Source organism: Candidatus Competibacteraceae bacterium (genome assembly GCA_016713505.1).
In the GTDB taxonomy this organism is placed as follows: domain Bacteria; phylum Pseudomonadota; class Gammaproteobacteria; order Competibacterales; family Competibacteraceae; genus Competibacter_A.
On the sequence record JADJPA010000001.1, the window covers coordinates 1101237 to 1121391 of the forward strand.

Here is a 20155-nt window from a genome sequence, read left to right on the forward strand (position 1 = left end):
TTTTTTCTTCTTTAGTCTTGCGCCTATAGTCGCGACCTTCCCCATAGACCGGTCGCGGCGGTCTTGTTTTGCCCCTACTTTTTGCGGAGCTTGAACCTTGCGCGTATTTCCGCCTCATTCCACCCTCCCGCCACCGGCGGCACCGCCCGTTGCGCGTCGCCGCTGGATTCGTTGCGCATGAGGTCGTGGTTTCGCCAACCCAGCGTCCTGCCGGGTTTCGGGCTGACGTTCGGCTTCGCGGTCGGCTACTTGAGCTTGATCGTCCTCATTCCCTTGGCGATGGCGTTTCTGAAAGCCTTCCAGCTCAGCTGGGAGGAGTTTTGGAAAATCGTGCTCGCGCCCCGGGTGATCGCGTCCTATCAACTGACCTTCGGCGCCGCCTTTCTCGCTGCCGCCATCAACACCGTTTTCGGCTTGATCGTCGCCTGGGTGCTGGTCCGCTACCGCTTTCCGGGCAAACGGCTGGTGGACGCCCTGGTCGATCTGCCGTTCGCCCTGCCGACCGCCGTGGCGGGTATTACCCTGACCACTTTATATTCCGGTAACGGCTGGCTCGGCCAGTTTCTCAAACCGCTCGGCCTCAAGGTCGCCTTTACGCCGCTCGGCATCGTCGTCGCCCTCGTCTTCATCAGCCTGCCGTTCGTGGTTCGCACCGTACAGCCGGTGCTGGAGGATCTAGAAGCCGAGGTCGAGGAAGCGGCGGCCAGCCTCGGCGCCGACCGCTGGCAGATTTTTCAGCGGGTCATTTTTCCGGCGATCCGCCCGGCGCTGCTGACCGGGTTTACCCTGGCCTTCGCTCGGGCCATCGGCGAATACGGCTCCGTCATCTTCATCGCCGGCAACTTGCCGATGGTGTCGGAAATCACGCCGCTGCTGATCGTGGGTAAGTTGGAGCAGTACGACTATCGAGGAGCGGCGGCGGTTTCCGTGGTCATGTTGGTCATTTCCTTCGTGCTGCTGTTGCTGATCAACCTGTTCCAGCGCTGGAGCCACTTGCGGCAGTCTGAAGCGCCATGAACGATTTTTCCCGGCAACCCACCGCCGTTACCGTTATCGAACCGCCGTTGGTCCGTATCCTGTTGCTGGGTGTGGCGCTCGCCTTTCTGTCGCTGTTTTTGGTCGTGCCTCTGGCGGCGGTATTTTACGAAGCCTTGCGCAAGGGCATCGGTGTCTACTGGGCCGCCATCACCGACCCCTACGCGCTCGACGCCATTCGCTTGACACTGTTGAGCGCCGCCTTCGCCGTGCCGCTGAACATGCTGTTCGGCGTCGCGGCGGCGTGGGCCATCGCCCGATTTGAGTTTCGCGGCAAGAGCGTGTTGGTGACCTTGATCGATCTGCCCTTCGCGGTATCGCCGATCATCGCCGGCCTCATCTATGTGCTGTTGTTCGGCGGTCAAGGCTGGCTCGGCCCTTGGTTGGTCGAGCGCGATATCAAGATCATCTTTGCCGTGCCCGGCATCGTGCTCGCCACGATCTTCGTCACCGTCCCTTTTATCGCCCGCGAACTGATCCCCTTGATGCAGGCGCAAGGCAGCGAAGAAGAAGAAGCGGCGCTGGTGCTCGGCGCCAGCGGCTGGGTGACGTTCTGGCGCATCACGCTTCCCAACATCAAATGGGGGTTGCTGTACGGCGTGGTGCTGTGCACGGCGCGGGCTTTGGGTGAGTTCGGCGCGGTGTCGGTCGTGTCCGGTCACATCCGCGGCTTGACCAATACCTTGCCGCTGCATGTCGAAATTCTCTACAACGAATACCAATTCGCCGCCGCTTTCGCCTGCGCTTCACTGTTGACGCTTTTTGCTCTCGTGATTCTGGCGATCAAGACCTTGATCGAGCACCATACCTTGCAAAAGCGGCGCCCCTCCGCGCCCGGAGAGACTGCATGAGCATCGACATCCAAGGACTCCACAAGCGCTTCGGCAACTTCGTGGCGCTCGACAACATCAACCTGAACATTCCAGCCGGCCAACTGGTCGCCCTGCTCGGCCCGTCCGGCTGCGGCAAAACCACCCTGCTGCGGATCATCGCCGGCCTGGAAACCGCCGATCGGGGCCATATCTTCTTCAACGGCGAGGAGACCAGCGACCGGCATGTCCGCGACCGGCAAGTCGGCTTCGTGTTCCAGCATTACGCTCTGTTCCAGCACATGACGGTCTTTGAAAATATCGCCTTCGGCCTGCGGGTGCGGCCGCGCGCGCGCCGGCCCAGCGAGGCGCAAATCCGCGCCAAGGTGAATGAATTGCTCGGTTTGATCCAACTGGAATGGCTGGCGGGCCGCTATCCCTCGCAACTCTCCGGCGGCCAGCGCCAGCGGATCGCGCTGGCCCGCGCGTTGGCGGTCGAACCGCAGGTGCTGTTGCTCGACGAACCCTTCGGCGCGCTCGACACCAAGGTGCGCAAGGAATTGCGGCGCTGGTTGCGCCGGTTGCATGACGAGCTGCACGTCACCAGCGTGTTCGTCACCCACGATCAGGAAGAAGCGTTGGAGGTCGCCGACCAGATCGTGGTCATGGATCACGGCCATATCGAGCAAATCGGCACGCCGGAAGAAGTGTACGACGCGCCGGCCACGCCGTTCGTCTACCAATTTCTCGGCCACATCAATCTGTTCCACGGTCGGGCCCATGCCGGCTGGGTGCGGCTGGGCGGATTGCGCCTGCGGGCGCCTGAGTATCAAGACGCCAAGCAGGTTCCCGCCCTGGCCTACGTCAGGCCGCACGATATCGATCTGCTGCGGGAACCAGAAGACGGCGACACCACCTTGTCCGCCAAGATCAGCCGGGTTTCCATCCTCGGTTCGCTGGTCCGGCTGGAGCTGCGGCAGACGCCGGGCGATGAGACCGCCGAAGTGGAAATGACCCGCGAGCGTTATGCCGCCGATCCGCTGAAAGCCGGCGATCTGGTTTTCGTCAAACCCCGCCAGCTGCGGGTGTTCCTGCAAGATGAGGCGAACCCCGCGCCGCCGATGCACTGGAACGGTCACGGCGATGGGATTTGACGGCGCCGGACGCTGCTTTAACGCGCTGGCGGCCGGGGACCGTCACTTCTGCAACAGTTTATGAATCTGCTCCGCTGTCTTGGTCTTGAAAGCACCGTCTTCCAGCGCTTGCAGCTGGACCAAATCGGAACCTTGATTGTCGTTGCTAAAATCGAGCGGCAAGCCGCCCAGATCAAAGGCGCGGCCGCGCACCGCTTTGAGAAAATTTTCGCGGGTCAGCTCCCCTTTTACATTGCGCAGGATCGCCAGAAACAGCTTGCCGGCGATATACCCTTCCAGGGAGATATTGCCGATATCGCCACCCAAGGCTTTACGGGCCTCCTCGACGATCGGCAACGAGGAGTCCAGGGGCGGCACGACCTGGGTCATGATCACCCCATCCTTGATATTGTGAACCGCCATTTCTTTGATAAAGCTGGGAATTTCTATCTGGGAAGTGATGCTGACCAGCCATTTTTCTCCCCTATACCTCGAATATTGCACAAAGTTGGCGGTTGAAGCGTTGATGCCGCCCACGGTCAGCACCAGCCGGCATTGGGTGCCGGCGGTTTTTTCCCACTCCTTCAACGATTGATAGCCCGCTCTGGCTTGAGTCAACTCGCTGCGTTTGTAAAACCCGACCGGGCCGATACCGTTCGGGTCGGACTGGTTTTCCGGCAACGCGATGATCTGATCGAATTTTTTGATGATCCCTTCGATATTGGGTTGCTTCTCCAGCGCCGCCTTGACCGTCGCGAGGTTTTCCATGCCGCCCGCATCGCTGGGGAGATAAGCGCAGATTTGCTCGGGTTTGACCCCAGCGGCCAAGGCCGTCTCTATGACCCGGCTAGTTTCCTGGGCGAAGCTGGCCCGGAAATTGATGACATCGCCGACACCGGGCCGCAAGTGAGCCGCTCCAAGCGGAAAACCGACCGCCGGAATCTGGTGTTGCGCAAGCAGCGGCATGACCGCCTTGGTGGTCGGCGTTCCGGTATTGCCCAGCATGACGAACACGCCTTGATCGATCAATTTCTTGGCCGCCTCCAGGGCGAAGGGCGGCTGAAAGGAGTCGTTGAGCACGATAAATTCTATGCTTCGCCCCTGAATCTTCTCATTTTTAAGGGCGGCTTCAACGCCGGCTTTCATCGCTTGGCCGCGCGCGCTGGACGCACCCTGTAAATCCATGATACCGCCGACCCGCAAAGCGGTAGGCGTAATACCGGGTTCTTGGGCATGGAGTTGGCTCGACGCACTCGCTAGCAGAGTTAAGGCGAGTAATAAGCCCGTGCCGAGCCGATGCCGCCGGTCGAGTTGATTCTTCCAGGCTGGTTGAGCGCTTGCTATCATAACTTGATACCCCCCTGATTTTTAGACCTTTAAACTCACTCAATGTCTAGCATCATGAGATTTTAAGCCCGCGCCATGAGGGACTGTTGTTACCCCATGCCTCAATAAGAATAGTTGATTTTAACATCCGGTTTACAGCATTGAGATCGATTGCGTTTGGCCCCACGTTCGAGGCACTGTTCCATGGACCTGCTCGACCAGATCGCTGAAGCCCGGATTCAGAAAGCCATCGAAGGGGGTGAATTGCGCGGCCTGCCCGGCGAAGCTAAACCCCTGTAATTGGACGATGACTCAGCCGTTCCTGAAGCATTGCGCGCCGCTTACCGCATCCTCAAGAACGCTGGCTTTCTGCCGTCGGAATTGCAATTGCGCAAAGACGCGCGGGAGGCCGAACAGCTTTTGCGGCAGCTGCCGGAAAGCGAGCGCAGCCGGGCGCGCGCCCGGCTCGAATTGTTGCAGTTGCGGCTTTTGGCCAGCCGCCGCCAGCCGCTCAATCTGCTGCTGGAAGATCGCTACCGCCAGCGCCTGCTGGAACGGTTGGATTCCAGCGCTTGAGTCTTCCTTTTGATTTAGTTAATGAGATGATGGTATAAAATGGCTTTATTGGCTCACCAATCGCCCCAGTCGTCTTCGCTCTCTTCGCCGCTGCTTTCGGGATACAGCAGCACGACCCGTTCCGGCGCGAACTCAGCGACCTTCAATGCCGTTTCGCGTGGAACCAGCGGAAAATCGAACTCGCTGCGATCTCCGCGCAAAATCGCCATGCGACCCAGCGCCAGCGCCTTGCGCTGGGCGGACGTGACCCGGATCGAGCGGATGAGCCGGCCCTCCTGAAAGTTGTAGAGCAGTTCGGCTTCGCGATCGTTCAACCGGTGACTGTCGATCAATTGTCGGGCGCGGGCGGTTTGTTCCCGGCGTTGCCTTTCCGCCTCTCGCTGCCGATTCAATTGCCGGTCCTGCTCGCGCTTGCGGGCGATCTCGGCTTCGGTTCGCCGCTGTGCGTCCGCCTGCCGCGCCCCATCTTCAGCCGCCAGCGTCTTGCTCTTTTTCAGTTGGTGCCCCTGCTTGCGCGTTTCGGCTTCCAGCTTTTTGGCTTTGTCCGACGGCACCAGTCCGGCTTTCAGTAATTCATCCCGCAACGACATGCTCACCCCCTCCCGCTTCAGTACAGAATTCGGGTCCGAATCGTGCCGGCCACCTCGCCCAGCCGCTTTTTGAGTTGCCGCGTTTCGGCGCGTCCATCGGTGTCCACGTCCATCACGACGTAGCCGATCCGGGGATTGGTCTGCAAGTATTGGCCGGCGACGTTGATGGCCAATTCCGAAAAGATGGCATTGAGTTCCGATAACACACCCGGTTGATTGCGGTGGATGTGCAGCAAGCGGTGCTTGCCGGGGTGTTCGGGCAGCGCCACTTCCGGGAAATTGACCGAGCTGAGCGTCGAACCGTTGTTGCTGTATTTCAGCAGCTTGCCCGCCACTTCCAGGCCGATGTTCTGCTGCGCTTCCTCGGTGCTGCCACCGACGTGTGGGGTCAGGAGCACGTTGTCGAAACGCCGCAGCGGGGAAATGAATTCCTCGTCGTTACCTTTCGGCTCCGTCGGAAACACATCGAGCGCCGAACCCGCCAAATGTTTGGATTCCAGCGCCTCGACCAGCGCATCGACATCCACCACCGTGCCGCGCGCGGCGTTGATGAGATGGCCGCCGGCTTTCATCCGCGCCAGTTGTTCGGTCCCGATCATCCGGTAGGTTTGCGGCGTTTCCGGGACGTGCAAAGTCACCACATCGGCGGTTTCCAGCAGCCGATCGAGCGACGGCAACGCTTTGGCGTTGCCTAGCGTCAGCTTGGTTTCGATATCGTAGTACACGACCCGCATCCCCAACCCTTCAGCCAACAACCCGACCTGCGTGCCGATGTGGCCGTAGCCGACGATCCCCAGGCATTTGCCCCGGACCTCGTGGGAACCGGTGGCGGTCTTGATCCAGCCGCCGCGATGGACCGCCGCGCTGCGCTGGGGAATGCCCCGCAACAGTAGGATGATCTCCGCCAGTACCAACTCCGCCACGCTGCGGGTGTTGGAAAACGGCGCGTTGAACACCGGTATCCCTCGCCCCTGCGCGGCGTCGAGATCGACTTGATTGGTGCCGATGCAAAAACAACCGACCCCCATCAACCGGGGGGCGCGCTCGAACACCTGGGCGGTCAGTTGGGTCGCGGAACGGATCCCGACGACATAGGTATCGCCGATTGCATCCAATAGCTTCGCTTCGGGCAAAGCCTTCGGATGCGACTCGATGGTGCTATAACCATCTGCTCGAAACGCCTCCACGGCACTGGGGTGAATGCCTTCCAGCAGGAGAATTTTGATCTTGCTCTTGTCGAGAGAGGTCTTGCTCATGGGTGCGTCCGATTCGCCGGTGATAGAATGCGGTTATTATCCCTCCGGCCAAGACTGGCAACCATCTCTTTCTCCCGCCGCCACCATCGCCGCCGACCATGACGCCCACCACAAACGCAACCGCCGCCCTGCTTGAGGGCATCCGCGGCTTTATCGAAGCTGCTTACGTGCGCGCTGACGCTGATACTTGCCTGAGCTACGGCCGCGACTGGACCCGCCTGTATGCGCCGAATCCGCTGGCGGTGGTGCTGCCCGGCAGCGTCGAACAGGTGCGGCAGTTGGTCCGCTATGCCAACGAGCGCCGGCTGGCGCTGGTGCCTTCCGGCGGGCGCACCGGACTCAGCGGCGCGGCGGTCGCCGGTCGCGGCGAACTCGTGGTGTCGCTGGAGCGGATGAACCGGATTCTGGAATTCGATCCGGTGGATCGCAGCGTCACTTGTCAAGCGGGCGCGATCACCGAAGCCGTGCAGAATTTCGCTCGCGAACAGGGGTTGTATTACCCGGTGGATTTCGCCTCGCGCGGCTCCAGCCAGATCGGCGGCAACATCGCCACCAACGCCGGCGGGATCAAGGTAGTGCGCTACGGTCTGACCCGCGATTGGGTGACGGGTTTGAAAGTGGTCACCGGGCGCGGCGACCTGCTCGATCTCAACCGGGGTTTGATCAAGAACGCCAGCGGCTACGATCTGCGGCATCTGTTCGTCGGCAGTGAAGGCACCCTGGGCATCATCGTCGAGGCGACGCTCAAACTGACCCGACCCTTGCGGGAACCCAGCGTAATGGTGCTGGGCGTGCCGGATTTGAACGGCATCATGGCCATTTACGCCGCCTTGCGCGCCACGCTGGACTTGAGCGCCTTCGAATTTTTCTCGGAACTGGCGTTGCGCCATGTCCTGAAAAAAGGCCTCCAGCGGCCGTTCGACACCGCCACGCCCTATTATGTATTGACTGAATTCGAAAACCCGAACGGACGCCACACCGATACCGCGCTGGCGTTGTTCGAACAGTGCGCCGGACAAGGCTGGTTGGTCGATGGCGCCATCAGTCAGAGCGAACAGCAAGCCAAGGAGCTGTGGCGATTGCGCGAGGACATCAGCGAAGCGATCTCCGAGCATCAGCCCTACAAGAACGACATTGCGGTACGCATCTCGCGGGTGCCGGCATTGCTGGAAGAAATCGACGCTTTACTGGCGCGGCAATACCCCGATTTCGAAGTGCTGTGGTACGGCCATATCGGCGATGGCAATTTGCACATCAACATCCTGAAGCCGACGGCTATGGAAACCGCGCTGTTCGCCAAAAAATGCGGAGCGGTGAGCGAGCATCTTTTCGCGGCGCTGCAACGTCACGGCGGCAGCATTTCCGCCGAACACGGGGTCGGCCTGACCAAGAAACCCTATTTGCATTACACCCGCGACGCCACCGAACTCAGCTATCTGCGGGCGCTCAAGCAGGTGTTCGACCCGAATGGCATCATGAATCCGGGCAAGATTTTTGATCCTGTCTGAGCGCTGCTGGCACCGCCGAACTCAGGTAAAAACGCTGCGTCACCTTACATTCAGGTCGGTTTTGCTCCGCAGCCTCGGAATCTTGCACCACCACCGTAGGAATGGCTGATACAGAGGCCCCCGACACAGCCGGGGACCTCTGGCGTCACGGATTACAGGATCGCTATTTAGCCGTCACCCGAATATCGACCCGGCGGTTCTTTTGCCGGCCCTGATCGGTCGCGTTATCCGCCACCGGATGCTGTTCGCCATAGCCTTCAGCGTCCATGCGGTTGGCGCTGATGCCCATATTGACCAACTCTTGCAGGGTCGCTTTGGCCCGTTCCCCGGAAATCCTGAGATTGGTCTGGGGGTCGCCCACGTTGTCGGTGTAGCCGCCGACCTTGATCGTGACCGCTGGATAGGCTTTAAGCACGGCGGCGATCTGCTTCAACCGCTCCTGGGATGACGCCTTGAGCTTGGCGCTGCCGGTTTCGAATTCAAGGCCATCAAAGGTAAACCAGGTCTTGTCGTCAACCGCTTTCGTGGGATCTTCGATAAAGGCGACCAGCCTTTGCTCGACACTGCCCGGAAGCACCCTAAGCTTTACATTGTCGCGTAAGACCAACTCCACCGGTTGCGCGGCGGAAGCCACGACTTCCTGTCTGGGCGCGGCTGGCGCGGCTGGCGCGGCTGGCGCCGTTCCACTAACGGCGGGCGTCCGGGTCGCCGTAGTATCAACTCTATCGCAGCCCCGCATGAGCAAGAAACCCAGGACCAGCAAGCCCAGCAGCAACAGCAACCAATACCAAGGAAAACCAGAACGCTCGGATTGTGGCGCATCCGCAATGATCGCCGGACCGGCCGGCCGGGCCTCATGAGGCGCTACTTTTGCGGCACCGGCAGCCGGCCCGCCCTGCCAGCCCAGTAGGGAGAGCAGACCGTCGGGCGCGCTCTTTTCGAGAAAACTCCGTTGGCTGTCGAGATAACCACGCAGGCTCGAAGCATCCACGTTGCCGCCGAATTGGCGTTTGATGAAACTGAGCACCGTGGGCGCGATCAGGCTCAGCAAGGACAAAGCCGAACTTTGGCCGATTCCGCTCGAACTGGAGACCCAGCGGGCCAAGCCGTCGGTTCGCTCTCCAAACAGCGAACTCAACAGCGCTTTGCCTTGATCGATGAGCCCTGTGGAAGCACCGGCCTGTCGCATAGAAGCCGTAAGATGGGCCAAGCCATCGTCATTGAACCTGGCCTCGTTGAGAACGTTGGCGAGCGCGGTTGTGCCGTCTGGCGCGGCGCTACGCTGAATCAGTCCCGCCAGGGTCGCCTCCCCGACACGCTGGGTCGCGGTCCGAGTTGCGGCGGGTTGTTCGCCCAGCAACGTACTGAGCGATTCAATTAACTCATCACCGAATTCCGCTTTGAACAGGTCCAGCAAATTGGTCACCATGAAGATTCTCCTGTTGATACGGTGAGCCGGGCAAAATAAGTGCCCATGAGCGTTAGTTATTTTGGTTAAACAGTCAAGGTCGTTGCTTTGTCCGCCATCGCAAGCTGAAAGTTCCTAGTTCATAACGGGCGGGCTAGGGCACGGCAGCGGCGAGCACGGACCGCCGCGGTCGCACCCATCACTGCGGGGAGGATCGCTCTTCCACTCCGAACACTCGCGCCCGCTCCAACACCGCCGTAGCCCAGCGCCAGTGGGTGGCCGGCTCGCAGAAGGAATCGTTGCGCCGGAACACCGCCGCCGCGTCGGGCGCCAGCACGGCCCCGGCCGTTTCGTAATCGTCGAGCGCCACCCGATAGAGCGCCTCGATCACCGGGATTTGCGCGGGATGAATGGCGGTCTTGCCGATCAAGCCATGCTGCAAGTCGGCCGCGACCTCTCGCGCCAGCACCTGCGGCGTGTCGAGATAATCGAATACCGGCGCGCTCAACGGATAGCCCGCCGGATGAAAGATCCGCACCAGATCGGCGATGGTGTCGCGCAAGGGAGTGTCATACACCGTCGCGCCCCGCCCGCGCCGGATGCCGAGCAGGTTCAACAAGTCATTCCCTCCGATCCGCAGGCACAATATCCGCTCCTTCAACCCGCAATTTTCCAGCCGATCCCGCACCCGCTCCATCTTGCGGTGCTCGAAGGTTTCGACGGTTTCCAGAATCGGCAGCAAATAATGGCCGTTGCGCGCGTCCCACACCCGCAACCACTCGTCCAAATTATGCGGCCCGAATTTGGGCAGCGCGAAGCCCTGAATCCGTTCGATCCCGTCCAATTGCAACAACCGCCATAACACCGTCGGATTGCGCGGGCGGATGAAGCGCAACAGCGAGGAGGTTTCCAACGCCGGCAACAAGGCCGCCACGTTGTCGAGCGCCCGTTCCAGATCCCGCCCATGCACGGAATCCTCGGTGCAAAAAATCACCGAACGCAAGCCGGGCAACTTCAGCCCGTTGGCGATGGCCGCCAGATCCGGCCGGGTCGCTGGGATATACAACGACGCGCCCAATTGCATCGCCGAAAGGGCCGGCGAGGCTTGGCGCGGTCCGGTGTCGCCCTCGCGCGCTGGCTCCCCGCGTGGCGTAATGCAAAAATCAACGGAGACGGCGCTCATCCGCTTTTAAGACGCCACGGCATCGAATGCCGCTGGCACCGCCGCGCGTCTCCCCTTTTACGCTTGAAAACTCTCATGTTTCAGCTCATTTTACCGTTGCTTGCCGGTCAATTATCGATTATCCAATAAAGTTATGCCGAACTTGTTACGCTCGGAACCTGAAAGCACGCTTTTCCATCCACGCAACGGCACATGATCGGACGAGGTACTTCATGCCAACGTTCACTATCACGGGTGACATCGATCCTTTCCTGCACGCCTCGTTACGCAAGGGCGAAAAAATTATTTGCGAATCCGGCGCCATGGTGATGATGGAGGCCACGCTCGACTTGCAAGGCAAGATGAGCGGCGGCCTCGGCCGCGCCCTCATGCGGCGTCTGACCAGCGGCGAATCCTTTTTTCAGCAGCACATCGAAGCGACCCGCGGCGACGGCGATTGCTTGCTGTCGCCGATGCTGCCCGGCGCGATCCAGATGCTCGATGTCGGCCCGCAGCGCTACACCCTCAACGACGGCGCGTTCGTCGCCGCCACCGCCGGCGTCGAACTGACCACGCGCGCCCAAAATCTCGGCAACGCCTTGTTCGCGCAAAGCGGCGGCTTCTTCGTCTTGGAAGCCGGTGGCAAGGGTCAACTGGCGGTCTCTGGTTTCGGCTCGATGTTCATGATGGACGTGGAACCGGGCAAGGATGTGATCATTGACAACGCCCATGTCGTCGCCTGGGACAGCAGCCTGCATTATGAAATCTCCGTGACCACCGCCAAAACCGGCTCCGGCTTGCTCGGCAATCTATTGAACAGCGTGACCAGCGGCGAGGGTGTCGTGTTGCGCTTTGCCGGCGCGGGCAAGGTGCTGATCTGCTCTCGCAACCGCGATGCGTTCAGCGCCTGGGCGCGCGGGGCCGCCGCCGGCTAGCCGAGTTTGACGGTCAGGACAAGTCCTTGATCAGCGCGGTGGCTTGCAGGGGCATGTCGGGGTCGATGACGACGGAGACTCGCTTCTGCTCCGCCAGCAACCGTAAATGTTCGACATCCGGCTGCGTGGGATCGCGCAGCAGCAGCACATCGGGCAGCCGGCGCAGCAAGACGCGCGTGGCTTCGGCCACTCCCGGTTTGATGAAATTGCGATCGGCGATGCGGTACCGGGCATGAAGCCGCTTCAAAAAGACGCGCATCGCCCGCCGCCGTTCCTGACGCTCCCCAGAATCGCGCCAGACGGGCGCGGCGGTGACGCCGGCGAAATGTTGGCTTATCTGATCGAGAAACCAAGCCGAGCGGTCGTGCGAGGCGAAATCGGCGTAAAAAACGCAACCGTGAAAATCCCGCGGGCCGATGGCGGCATTCAGAATCGAACGGCTGGTCAACCCCGACACGGTGGCGTTCAAGATGCCGCTGGGGATGGCGTAATCATCATGGGTCGCCGCCACCTCGGCCACGCCGCCGATGTCCGACACCACATGCAGCTCCGCATCCAAGCGTTCGGGCTGCCGGGCATTCCAATGGGCCAGCGCCCGACGCAGCTCCCCGGCAATCACGCCCTTGGCGGTCCAGCCATCCACGAACGCCAAACCCGCCGCCGGGCGTTTTTCCTCCCGCAGTACGAACTTCAATGCGTTTTCGTCGATGCCCCGGTCGCGGATGATCGAAATGGAGTAATGGCGCGCGTCGCTCCGTCCCAAGTAGCGCAGCGCGCGAACCAGCAACGCGCCGATGGGCGTGCCGGCTCGCGCCAGGGATACCACGGTGAGCGGCTGGGGTCGGGCATCGATGAGATAGCGCGCCAACCCTAACACTTCCCCCGCCAACCGCCGGGCGTAGCGCGAAGTCAGCGCCTCGAACAATTCCAGATACTTCGGGTCCGGCGCATTCTCGGGCGTCAGCAGCTCGCTGTAATGGCGCCGGCCCGACTGAATCAACCGCTCCTTGGTGGCCACATCCACCATGGCCAGCGCCATCGGTTTGAGCAAAAATACCGTATCCTCGGCTCGATAGCTGCCGGCGAAAGCGCTCATGCCGAGCGCCCGGCCCAGGTTTCGCGCTGGATTTGGCTGTTCTTCGGCACCAGAGCGAAATCGCAGACGCGCAGAAACGGAATGTCGGTCAGACTGTCGCCAGCGCCGATGGTGACGGTCGGTCCTTCCTGTTCCAGCTCCGCGATCACCCGCCGCACGGCGTCCTGCTTTTGCGCGCCGACCACGGTCAACGCCAGATTGTTGCCGTTGTGGTGCAACACCAGCTCCGGCGGCCAGCCGTCCGTTTCCAGCCGCGCTCGCAAACCGGCCAACACCGCGCCATCACCCTCGGTCTTGACCGAAATGTAGGTGAGCCGCCGCTCGATGGCATGGCTGCTGACCCGATAACTCCCCGCCGCCGCGCCCGCCTTCAAGCGCTCGGCGAGTTCTTGGAGCAGCGGTTGCGCCGCGATCAGCCGGGGTTCCACCTCAGCACGCCACCACGGCGGCAACCGGCCGTCGGGTTGGCGGATCACCGCGCCGTGATGGGTGATGCGCCAGGAGTCGAAGGCGATCAGCACCCGCGCCAGCGCGTCATCGGTGCGGCCCGTGACCGGAATCACCGTACCCTGCTCCAACCAACCCGCGAGCAAATACTGTTGGGAGCGGGTCATGAACGACAGCGCCTGTCCGGCACGATCCACCGCCGCCGCCAGCGCCGGCTCGCCCGGCGGACATTTTGGGGCGGTTTGTAAAATGGTGTCGTCGAGGTCGAGAAAGATCACGAGGCGCGGCATGAAAGCTCCGTCACCAAACTCAAACCGCCGATTTCGGCGGCCAGCGGATTTGTAGCCAGCATGGCTGGATGTTCGTAACAGATGATGGGTAACCGGTTCGGATCGAGGTTGTACAAATAATTGGGAATGCCGTCGCCGTAGTTGTCCAAAAACTCACGCCGGCTAGCGATGGCGTCGCCGACCAGAATCGGCGAGCGAGTGGTGGACTGAAACCGCACGTCATACCCCCGCTCTTCCCACGCCAAGGCAAGGCGAAACGGGGTATAGGTATATTCGCCGGTGCCGATCACGGCGAGCGGTCGATCCAGCGGGAGTTCGGGCAGCGGCGGCGGTTCCCAGCGGCCGGCGATGAGCCCGGTGCGCGCGGGGTCGGCCGTGATGTTATCGTGCTGACGATCGACACCCGCGCTGGCCACCGGCAGTTCGGGCGGCGGAAAATTCGGGTCCGACGTAAAGCGGAAATCCCCCTCGATCAAAGCCGGGAACAGTACCGGTCGCTCCAACAGCGCCTCGATTTGTCGTTGCCGCTCCTCGGGCAACCAGTTGGTGATACAAACCAAGGCCACCCGCTCGATCCGGGGATTGAGCTGGAAATACGCCCGCGCCAGCTCGACCAAGGTCCGGCCGGTGGAAATTTCATCATCCACCAACACCAGCGTCCGCGCCGTTTGTAAAAGAGGCAATAAAGCGGGTCCAGGCAAGTATACGGCGTGATCCGGGGCGTGGCTGTGGCATTCATCGAAGCTAAAAGCAAGATGATGCGATAAAAGATAACGAGTGGTTTGCCAGTATAAAATATCGGCGCGCCCGGTTTGCAGCGCTGCTTCCTCCGCCACGCCACGACCGAGAGCGGTGGCGGTTTCGGCCATCCCGATCACCAGCAGCGGTCCCGGCAAAGCGGCTATTTTTCCGGCCAGCCGACGCTGGACGGCGCGCATCACGCTGGGTTTGACCGGCCAATGCTTGCCCAACACCTTGCTGACAAACAGGTAAAGCCGGCGGGGATTTTGCCGGGTGGCGCAGGCCACGCACGCCTCCAGCGGCCATTCCTCGCGTCGGAGGTCGAGCGACAGCCGGCCGGCCCGGATCGGTATTTCCACGCAGCGCCCTAGAGGCTCCATCACAAAATCACGGCCTGTTCGATCTTGGCCACCCGGACGCCGTTGGCGGGCCGGGGGATGGCCGCTTCAGCCACCGTGCCGCACAGCAGCCGCAACAGCCAATAAGGCAGGTTCAACCCCGCCAGGCAGGACAGGTAGATGCCACCCGACATCCTCGGATTCACTTCCAGAAAACATTGCTCGCGGCGGCCGTCTTCATGAATCCGCTCGCGGGTTTGCACGTTGATCAGGCCGTTGAGCCGGAACGCGGCGACGGCCTGCTCCGCGATTTCCCAAGCCGCGGGATCATCCTCAATGATCTGCCAGCGCCAGTGCGAATCGGCGGGCTTGCGGCGCACGATGGCGCGCACCAATCGTCCCCGGTCGGCCAGACAATCGATCGAACGCTCGTCGCCGGCCAGATATTCCATCGCCAGAAAAGCGCGTTCGCCCTCCGCCGCATCCAGCAGGCGCGCGAAGCCGGCGCTGTCGATGGTGAAAACATCATTGGCCAAAAAGCGCTCCAGCGGCCGTTTGCTATCGTCGATCAACCGAAAGCCGAGCCCGTAGATCGACCGCACCGGTTTGACGCAGGTGCGCCAGCCGCCGGCGGCGAACGTGGCCAGCGCGTCGGTGAATTCCGCGCCGGTCGCCACCGGCAGGGTTCGCGGCAGCGCCACGCCAGCGGCGGCAAGCCGGGCGTTGGCCTGAGACTTATCCTGGATCGCCTCCAGCGTTGCTACATCCGGGCAGGACAGGATCAGCCGCACTCCGGCGGCCGCGAACCGCGTCTGTTCGTCGAGCAGCAACGACCAACGGTTTTGGGGCCAGACGAGGGTAAATTCTCGTTCCCGGCACAGCGCCAGCAGCCATTCCACATAGGCGTCCGGCGTCGCGGCCGCCGGCTCCAGGTAAAAGGAATCGGCCGACAGGCGCAACGGGGTCTGTTCGGTGGAATAGCTTGCCCCCAAATGAAACTCATCGGGCTCCATCGCTTCATGAACCAAGTCGATGGCGGCGCGCACGGTGGCAAGGCCGCGGGTCACCAACGCACGGACAGTCATACAATTACCAGTTTGTCGTAAGCCACTCTATATTTTCCTTACAGTCCGACTAATACTACTCTCATCAATGTTCCAGACCGTCCTGTCTCACCCCGCCGCTTTCGGAGATCCCCCATGAAAAGGTTTAGAACCTTCGCCCTCCTCGCAACCGTTGCGTCGCTAACCGGCGCCAGCACTGCTTACGCCGGCGCGACCCTGGAGGCCATCAAGAAAAACGGCTCCATCAAATGCGGCGTCAGCGACGGCCTGCCCGGCTTCTCCTTCGCCGATGAGAAGGGCAACTATAACGGCATCGACGTGGACGTGTGCCGCGCCATTTCCGCCGCCGTGTTCGGCGATCCCACCAAGCTCAAGTTCACCCCGCTGACCGCCAAGGAGCGTCTCACCGCGCTGCAATCGGGCGAAATCGACGTGCTGTCGCGCAACACCACCTGGACCTCCAGCCGCGATTCGGCGCAGGGCATGAATTTCGCCGGGGTGACGTATTACGACGGACAAGGCTTTCTGGTCAACAAGAAACTGGGCGTCAACAGCGCCAAGAACCTGGACGGCGCGACCGTCTGCGTGCAGGCCGGCACCACCACCGAACTCAATCTGAGCGATTATTTTCGCGCCAACAAGATGAAATTTACGCCGATCACCTACGATAAATCCGACGAAAGCGCCAAATCCCTAGAGGCCGGACGCTGCGACGTGCTGACCTCGGATCAGTCGCAGCTCTACGCCCAGCGCATCAAGCTGGCCAAACCGGATGATTATGTGGTGTTACCCGAGGTGATTTCCAAGGAACCGCTGGGGCCGGTGGTCCGCCACGGCGACGACGACTGGTTCGATATCGTCAAGTGGACCCTTTACGTCATGGTCAACGCCGAGGAACTGGGCGTCAACTCCAAGAACGTCGAGGAAATGAAAAAATCCACCAACCCCGATGTGAAACGCTTGCTCGGCGTCGAAGGCGATAAAGGCAAGGACTTCGGCTTGGCCAACGATTGGATGGCTAACGTCATCAAACAAGTCGGCAACTACGGTGAAATCTTCGAGCGCAACGTCGGCAAGGGCAGCCCGCTCAAGATCGAACGCGGCCTGAACGCGCTATGGAATCAAGGCGGCCTGCAATACGCGCCGCCCGTGCGCTGAGCGTCGCGCGCAGCTTCGCCCCAACCCCTGCCCCGCGGTCGCAAGATGGGGGTTTTCTGATGCGGCCCCTCACTCGATTTTCGGAAACTTCATGACCGAGCCGGCCCTCACTCCGGTCAAACCGCCGTTTTGGAACGACCCGCACACCAGGGCCATCGCCTTTCAGGCGATCGCCCTGATCGCCACGGTCGCCTTCGGCCTGTACGTCTTCCATAACACCCAGGACAACCTGCGCCGGTTGGGCATCGCCTCCGGCTTCGGTTTTCTGTCCTCGCCGTCGGGCTTCGACATCATTCAGACGCTGGTTCCCTATTCACCGACCTCCAGCTACGGCCGGGTGTTTTGGGTGGCGTTGCTCAACACCTTGGTGGTGTCGGCGTTGGGGATCGTGCTGGCGACCTCGCTGGGCTTCATCATCGGCATCGCCCGCTTGTCCAAGAACTGGCTGATTTCCCGGCTGGCCTTGGTTTATATCGAGACTTTTCGCAACATTCCGCTGCTGCTGCAAATCTTCTTTTGGTATTTCGCGGTGTTGCGGGCGGTGCCGCCCCCGCGCCAGAGCTTGCATCTGGGCGATGCGGTATTTCTGAACATTCGCGGGCTGTACCTTCCCGCTCCGCAGTTCCAACCGGGTTTCGGTTGGGTGCTGGCGGCGTTAGGTGTCGCGGTCGGGCTGACGTGGTGGCTGTTCCGCTGGGCGCGCCGCCGGCAGATGGCGACCGGTCAACCCTTTCCCACGCTATCGGCGTCGCTGGCGCTGTGGGCCGGTCTACCGCTATTGACCTATTGGCTGATGGGTTCGCCGCTGGTTTGGCAGTACCCCGAACTGCAAGGCTTCAACTTTCGGGGCGGCTGGGTGGTGATCCCGGAAATGGCCTCGCTGTTGCTGGCGCTGTCGATCTACACCGCCGCCTTCATCGCCGAAATCGTCCGCGCCGGCATTCAGGCGGTCAGTCACGGCCAAACCGAAGCGTCGTTGTCGCTGGGGCTCAATGCCGGTCAGACCTTGCGGCTGATCATCCTGCCCCAAGCGCTGCGGGTGATCATCCCGCCGCTGACCAACCAATATTTGAATCTGACCAAGAATTCGTCCTTGGCCGCCGCCATCGGCTATCCCGATTTGGTGTCCTCCTTCGCCGGCACCGTGCTGAACCAGACCGGGCAGGCCATCGAATGCATCGCCATCACCATGACGGTCTACCTGACCCTCAGCTTGCTTATCTCGCTGGCGATGAATGCGTACAACCGGCGCGTGGCGCTGGTGGAGCGCTGAGCTGTGGCCGAGTCTCGCGTCCCCCACCCCGACTTACCGCCGCCGGCCAGCACCGCCGGCGCGCTCGGCTGGCTGCGCCGCAATCTGTTTTCATCCCCGTTCAGCGCCGCGCTGACCGTGCTGGCGCTGTACCTGCTCTTTACCCTGATCCCTCCGCTGCTGCGCTGGGTGTTTCTGGACGCTACCTGGAGCGGCGACAACCGCGCTGCTTGCGCGGCGAATAAAGGCGCGTGCTGGACCTTCATCCGAGTCCACTTCGACCAGTTTTTGTACGGTTTCTACCCGGACGCCCAGCGCTGGCGGGTCAAAACGGTCGTGCTGCTCTCGCTGCTCGGCGCGGCGCCGTTATTGGTCCGTTCCGTGCCGCAAAAAGTCAAAATGCGACTGGGATTAGCGCTGTTGGTCGCCTTCCCCATCGTCGCGCTGATCTTGTTGAAAGGAGGCGTGCTGGGTCTGCCGGTCGTGGACACCAGCAGCTGGGGCGGGCTGCTGTTGACCTTGATCATCGCCGGAGTGGGGATGACCGCCGCCTTGCCGTTGGGCGTGCTGCTGGCGCTGGGCCGGCGCTCCGGGCTGCCGGCCATCGAGACCTTATGCGTGACCTTCATCGAATTCTGGCGCGGCGTGCCGCTGATCACCGTGCTGTTTATGTCCTCGGTCATGCTGCCGCTGTTCCTGCCGGCTGGGATGAATTTTGACAAGCTGCTGCGGGCGCTGATCGGCGTCAGCCTGTTCCAGGCCGCTTACATGGCCGAGGTGGTGCGCGGCGGCCTGCAAGCCGTCCCCAAGGGCCAGCTTGAAGCCGCCGCCGCGCTGGGCCTGGGCTATTGGAAGTCGATGTTGCTGATCGTGCTGCCCCAAGCCCTGAAACTGGTCATCCCCGGCATCGTCAACACCTTCATCGCCCTGTTCAAGGATACGTCCCTGGTGCTCATCATCGGCCTGTTCGACCTGATGAACATCGTCCACAACGCCACCACCAATCCGGAGTGGCTGGGTTTTTCCACCGAGGGTTACGTGTTCGCCGCCGCCGTCTATTGGCTGTTCTGTTTCGGCATGTCCCGCTACAGCCAACGATTGGAAAAACGCCTGCACACCGGCCACAAGCGTTAGGAAATCCTCTTATGTCCGACCCTTCTCCCTCCTCCGCCGGCGCGGCGCTGTCCGAGCAAATCATGATCGACATGCAAGGCGTCCATAAGTGGTATGGCGCTTTCCACGTGTTGAAGGACATCAATCTGACCGTGCGCAAGGGCGAGCGAATCGTGATCTGCGGCCCGTCCGGCTCCGGTAAATCCACCACCATCCGCTGCATCAACCGGCTGGAGGAATACCAGCGCGGTCGGATCGTGGTGGACGGCCAGGAACTGAGCAACGATGTGAAACAGATCGAACGCATCCGCCGCGAGGTCGGCATGGTGTTCCAGCATTTCAATCTGTTCCCCCATTTGACGGTGCTGGAGAACTGCACGCTGGCGCCGATCTGGGTGCGCAAGCTGCCGCGCCAGCAGGCGGAAGAAGTCGCGATGCGCTACCTACAGCGGGTCAAGATCCCCGAGCAGGCCGGCAAGTATCCGGGGCAACTGTCAGGCGGCCAGCAACAGCGGGTCGCCATCGCCCGCAGCCTGTGCATGAACCCCAAGATCATGCTGTTCGACGAGCCGACCTCGGCGCTGGACCCGGAAATGATCAAGGAGGTACTGGATACCATGGTGGCACTAGCCGAGGACGGCATGACCATGATTTGTGTTACCCATGAGATGGGTTTCGCTAAAACCGTGGCCCATCGGGTCATTTTTATGGACGGCGGCGAAATCATCGAGCAAAACCCGCCGGAGCAGTTTTTCAGCAATCCCCGCTCGGAACGGACCAAGCTGTTTCTCAGTCAGATTTTGCATCATTAATTTGTTAATAAATCCTAGCTTACTGGCAAATTCTGGCAAGATTATTGTATTATCCAATCTCGCTTAGCCAATCCAGATAACAACTCAATGCGAGCGGCTTGACGGC

The 20155-nt window shown here is 61.4% G+C and carries 18 protein-coding genes and 1 pseudogene; 10 read left to right on the forward strand and 9 right to left on the reverse strand.

Annotation, left to right across the window (positions count from 1 at the left end):
• Positions 1–177 precede the first annotated feature (177 nt).
• The 3 genes from cysT to IPK09_05020 are packed head-to-tail and all read left to right on the forward strand — an operon-like array spanning position 178 to position 2998.
• Entirely contained in the window at positions 178–1017 is an 840-nt protein-coding gene (cysT, locus tag IPK09_05010) for a sulfate ABC transporter permease subunit CysT (GenBank protein MBK7982977.1), read from the forward strand.
• Entirely contained in the window at positions 1014–1886 is an 873-nt protein-coding gene (cysW, locus tag IPK09_05015) for a sulfate ABC transporter permease subunit CysW (protein MBK7982978.1), read from the forward strand. Before cysT ends, cysW begins: the two co-directional genes overlap by 4 nt.
• Positions 1883–2998 carry a sulfate ABC transporter ATP-binding protein gene (locus IPK09_05020; GenBank protein MBK7982979.1) on the forward strand — a complete coding sequence of 372 codons (1116 nt, stop codon included), beginning with the start codon at positions 1883–1885 and terminating at the stop codon, positions 2996–2998. Before cysW ends, IPK09_05020 begins: the two co-directional genes overlap by 4 nt.
• Positions 2999–3040: 42 nt before the next feature.
• Here the strand turns inward: IPK09_05020 and IPK09_05025 are convergent, their stop codons facing one another.
• Positions 3041–4324 carry an ABC transporter substrate-binding protein gene (locus IPK09_05025; GenBank protein MBK7982980.1) on the reverse strand — a complete coding sequence of 428 codons (1284 nt, stop codon included), beginning with the start codon at positions 4322–4324 and terminating at the stop codon, positions 3041–3043.
• Between the two features lie 183 nt (positions 4325–4507).
• Between IPK09_05025 and IPK09_05030 the strand changes: the two are divergent.
• Positions 4508–4879, forward strand: a pseudogene (locus IPK09_05030) (DUF1992 domain-containing protein).
• A gap of 53 nt (positions 4880–4932) precedes the next feature.
• On the opposite strand, the gene IPK09_05035 reads toward IPK09_05030, so the two are convergent.
• A complete protein-coding gene (locus IPK09_05035; GenBank protein ID MBK7982981.1) occupies positions 4933–5469 on the reverse strand; it encodes a DUF2058 family protein in 537 nt (178 codons plus the stop codon).
• A gap of 17 nt (positions 5470–5486) precedes the next feature.
• On the reverse strand, positions 5487–6725 hold the full coding sequence (gene serA / locus IPK09_05040; GenBank protein MBK7982982.1) for a phosphoglycerate dehydrogenase: 1239 nt from the start codon (positions 6723–6725) through the stop codon (positions 5487–5489).
• A 98-nt stretch (positions 6726–6823) separates the two neighbouring features.
• Here serA and IPK09_05045 point away from each other — a divergent pair, with 98 nt between their 5' ends.
• Positions 6824–8233 (forward strand): FAD-binding oxidoreductase, encoded by a 1410-nt coding sequence (locus tag IPK09_05045; GenBank protein MBK7982983.1) that lies wholly within the window; start codon positions 6824–6826, stop codon positions 8231–8233.
• 163 nt (positions 8234–8396) lie between these two features.
• On the opposite strand, the gene IPK09_05050 is transcribed toward IPK09_05045, so the two are convergent.
• Together IPK09_05050 and IPK09_05055 are read right to left on the reverse strand one after the other, a co-directional pair.
• Positions 8397–9662 (reverse strand): OmpA family protein, encoded by a 1266-nt coding sequence (locus IPK09_05050; GenBank protein ID MBK7982984.1) that lies wholly within the window; start codon positions 9660–9662, stop codon positions 8397–8399.
• Between the two features lie 178 nt (positions 9663–9840).
• On the reverse strand, positions 9841–10725 hold the full coding sequence (locus IPK09_05055; protein ID MBK7982985.1) for an HpcH/HpaI aldolase/citrate lyase family protein: 885 nt from the start codon (positions 10723–10725) through the stop codon (positions 9841–9843).
• A gap of 311 nt (positions 10726–11036) precedes the next feature.
• Here IPK09_05055 and IPK09_05060 point away from each other — a divergent pair, with 311 nt between their 5' ends.
• On the forward strand, positions 11037–11738 hold the full coding sequence (locus tag IPK09_05060; GenBank protein ID MBK7982986.1) for a TIGR00266 family protein: 702 nt from the start codon (positions 11037–11039) through the stop codon (positions 11736–11738).
• Between the two features lie 13 nt (positions 11739–11751).
• Here the strand turns inward: IPK09_05060 and IPK09_05065 are convergent, their stop codons facing one another.
• From IPK09_05065 to IPK09_05080, 4 genes are read right to left on the reverse strand one after another with little or no spacing between them, the layout of a single operon-like run.
• Positions 11752–12834 carry a cysteine protease StiP family protein gene (locus tag IPK09_05065; GenBank protein MBK7982987.1) on the reverse strand — a complete coding sequence of 361 codons (1083 nt, stop codon included), beginning with the start codon at positions 12832–12834 and terminating at the stop codon, positions 11752–11754.
• Positions 12831–13571: a hypothetical protein gene (locus tag IPK09_05070; GenBank protein MBK7982988.1), complete on the reverse strand. Its 741-nt coding sequence runs from the start codon at positions 13569–13571 to the stop codon at positions 12831–12833. Before IPK09_05070 ends, IPK09_05065 begins: the two co-directional genes overlap by 4 nt.
• On the reverse strand, positions 13556–14671 hold the full coding sequence (locus IPK09_05075; protein ID MBK7982989.1) for a phosphoribosyltransferase domain-containing protein: 1116 nt from the start codon (positions 14669–14671) through the stop codon (positions 13556–13558). Before IPK09_05075 ends, IPK09_05070 begins: the two co-directional genes overlap by 16 nt.
• Before the next feature lie 20 nt (positions 14672–14691).
• On the reverse strand, positions 14692–15735 hold the full coding sequence (locus tag IPK09_05080) for an ATP-grasp domain-containing protein (protein MBK7982990.1): 1044 nt from the start codon (positions 15733–15735) through the stop codon (positions 14692–14694).
• 114 nt (positions 15736–15849) lie between these two features.
• Between IPK09_05080 and IPK09_05085 the strand changes: the two genes are divergently transcribed.
• The 4 genes from IPK09_05085 to IPK09_05100 all read left to right on the forward strand — a co-directional run bounded on the left by IPK09_05085 (position 15850) and on the right by IPK09_05100 (position 20049).
• Positions 15850–16872, forward strand: a complete 1023-nt coding sequence (locus IPK09_05085; protein ID MBK7982991.1) for an amino acid ABC transporter substrate-binding protein — start codon at positions 15850–15852, stop codon at positions 16870–16872.
• A 91-nt stretch (positions 16873–16963) separates the two neighbouring features.
• Positions 16964–18145 carry an amino acid ABC transporter permease gene (locus IPK09_05090; GenBank protein ID MBK7982992.1) on the forward strand — a complete coding sequence of 394 codons (1182 nt, stop codon included), beginning with the start codon at positions 16964–16966 and terminating at the stop codon, positions 18143–18145.
• Between the two features lie 3 nt (positions 18146–18148).
• Positions 18149–19258, forward strand: a complete 1110-nt coding sequence (locus tag IPK09_05095; protein ID MBK7982993.1) for an amino acid ABC transporter permease — start codon at positions 18149–18151, stop codon at positions 19256–19258.
• Positions 19259–19269: 11 nt separating this feature from the next.
• Entirely contained in the window at positions 19270–20049 is a 780-nt protein-coding gene (locus IPK09_05100) for an amino acid ABC transporter ATP-binding protein (GenBank protein ID MBK7982994.1), read from the forward strand.
• The last annotated feature ends 106 nt before the right edge of the window (positions 20050–20155 follow it).

Coding starts and splice junctions, on each gene's coding strand:
- cysT (MBK7982977.1), top strand. CDS start 178: ATGAGGTCGTGGTTTCGCCAACCCAGCGTCCTGCCGGGTTTCGGGCTG.
- cysW (MBK7982978.1), top strand. CDS start 1,014: ATGAACGATTTTTCCCGGCAACCCACCGCCGTTACCGTTATCGAACCG.
- IPK09_05020 (MBK7982979.1), top strand. CDS start 1,883: ATGAGCATCGACATCCAAGGACTCCACAAGCGCTTCGGCAACTTCGTG.
- IPK09_05025 (MBK7982980.1), bottom strand. CDS start 4,324: ATGATAGCAAGCGCTCAACCAGCCTGGAAGAATCAACTCGACCGGCGG.
- IPK09_05035 (MBK7982981.1), bottom strand. CDS start 5,469: ATGTCGTTGCGGGATGAATTACTGAAAGCCGGACTGGTGCCGTCGGAC.
- serA (MBK7982982.1), bottom strand. CDS start 6,725: ATGAGCAAGACCTCTCTCGACAAGAGCAAGATCAAAATTCTCCTGCTG.
- IPK09_05045 (MBK7982983.1), top strand. CDS start 6,824: ATGACGCCCACCACAAACGCAACCGCCGCCCTGCTTGAGGGCATCCGC.
- IPK09_05050 (MBK7982984.1), bottom strand. CDS start 9,662: ATGGTGACCAATTTGCTGGACCTGTTCAAAGCGGAATTCGGTGATGAG.
- IPK09_05055 (MBK7982985.1), bottom strand. CDS start 10,725: ATGCAATTGGGCGCGTCGTTGTATATCCCAGCGACCCGGCCGGATCTG.
- IPK09_05060 (MBK7982986.1), top strand. CDS start 11,037: ATGCCAACGTTCACTATCACGGGTGACATCGATCCTTTCCTGCACGCC.
- IPK09_05065 (MBK7982987.1), bottom strand. CDS start 12,834: ATGAGCGCTTTCGCCGGCAGCTATCGAGCCGAGGATACGGTATTTTTG.
- IPK09_05070 (MBK7982988.1), bottom strand. CDS start 13,571: ATGCCGCGCCTCGTGATCTTTCTCGACCTCGACGACACCATTTTACAA.
- IPK09_05080 (MBK7982990.1), bottom strand. CDS start 15,735: ATGACTGTCCGTGCGTTGGTGACCCGCGGCCTTGCCACCGTGCGCGCC.
- IPK09_05085 (MBK7982991.1), top strand. CDS start 15,850: ATGAAAAGGTTTAGAACCTTCGCCCTCCTCGCAACCGTTGCGTCGCTA.
- IPK09_05090 (MBK7982992.1), top strand. CDS start 16,964: ATGACCGAGCCGGCCCTCACTCCGGTCAAACCGCCGTTTTGGAACGAC.
- IPK09_05100 (MBK7982994.1), top strand. CDS start 19,270: ATGTCCGACCCTTCTCCCTCCTCCGCCGGCGCGGCGCTGTCCGAGCAA.